Source organism: Pedobacter psychrodurus (assembly GCF_032678585.1).
GTDB classification, from domain to species: domain Bacteria; phylum Bacteroidota; class Bacteroidia; order Sphingobacteriales; family Sphingobacteriaceae; genus Pedobacter; species Pedobacter psychrodurus_A.
The window spans coordinates 1-1,435 of the sequence record NZ_JAVTSN010000122.1 but is presented as its reverse complement, the minus strand read 5'-3'; the positions used below and the strand labels follow the sequence as shown (position 1 = coordinate 1,435).

The 1,435-nt window shown below is 38.6% G+C and carries 1 protein-coding gene; it reads right to left on the bottom strand.

Translation table 11 applies throughout. From position 1 onward, the window contains the following. Positions 1-23: 23 nt before the first annotated feature. Positions 24-1,346 (bottom strand): IS4 family transposase, encoded by a 1,323-nt coding sequence (locus R2S57_RS30305; protein ID WP_316848646.1) that lies wholly within the window; start codon positions 1,344-1,346, stop codon positions 24-26. Positions 1,347-1,435: the final 89 nt, after the last annotated feature.

Sequence of the window (1,435 nt, the reverse complement as noted above, 5' to 3'; positions counted from 1 at the left end):
GGGCAATGTCATTAAGTTAAGAATTAGTATGTAGGTTTGAAATTGGAAAATGTTTTAAACTTGCTGTTACTTTGCCTGTTCTTTCTAATTCTTGGGAAAGATCTTCCTTTTCTGACAGGAATAATCTCCTTAATGAATTGATCATGCAGTTTTAATAGTATTTGCCCCACATCATTATCCATGAACAGAGATATAATGTTCATTTTCAGTTTCCCAAAAGATTTGTTCTTATTTATTTTCATCGGATATTTTCTATCTTTCATTGTAGAATCCACGGTATGCTGGGAATGCTTTATGAGTATGGAGTGTAGGTTAGCGGTAAATACGGTAGCGTAGAAATCCTGCAGTACCGTGTGTGCTGTAAGGCCACTGAAAGACTCTAGCTGCATAATGTTTTTCTGCACCGATATATTGGTTTCAACACCCCATCTCATAAAATAGAGATCCTTGAAAATTTCGGGACCATGCCCCTGTTCTTCCCAAAGATTAGTCATCAGCACTTCAATGGTGTTCTGTAGCTCGACCCTTACAAGTCTTACTTTTAACAACGTTTTTTTATCAGCAATATATCCACATTTCCTTAGTCCCTCTATCGAAAATCTTGTAGGCTCCATATAAACGACACCTGACTGCTCTCCACTCTCAATAAAGGCTTTTATCAGTTTTTGGCTTTCTTTTGCTCTGATAACGAACTTTCTTTCGCTTTCCTGCCACGTATGCAAAGCTACCATCTTATAGTTGCAAAAGTTTCTGTCATATATGCTGAGCATATCCGGCTGGAGGTGTTCAATAGCATCGTATGCCATATTTAGTTCTCCATAACGGTAGGGCTTTATTTGTGAGGCTACCACCAGTTCATTAAGTACATCATAGTGGTAAAATGTCTTCGCAAGGACAAAACCGGACTGTTGATTGCTTTGTCCGCCAAAGTGGTTGGAAAGAGAAGTATTATTTATCAGGCTGACTGTAGATCCGTCGGCAGCAATCACCCTGTAGCCTTTCCAAAGTTTTGCCGAACTGCCGTAATAGTGATAAAATGCATCTGTAAGCACATGGTTCCACAGATTGAAAAAAAGTGGGTCGAGTTTGAGTCTTTGTTGGCTGAAAGCACTTACAGAGCAACTGTCGGAAAGTGATATGTCCTCAAAGAACCTTTCAAGTTCCACGCTGAGGGTCTTTTTGCAAAGCTTCGAAATTAATATTGCAAGCCTTGTGAAAGGAAGTTTCCTATTTCGGCTAAAATCTTTTTCACAGCGTGAGAATTTTTGCAATAGAAGCTTGTTGTTAGAAATGGTGGTAATAAATTCCTTTAATTCAGCGAGGATTTTTAAATTTGCACTAAGCATGGGCATTCTGATGTTTTAAGATTCGCACCTCAAAACTATAAACTGTTGCCCATGTTTTAAAATCCTCCCTTAACTTAATGACATTGCCC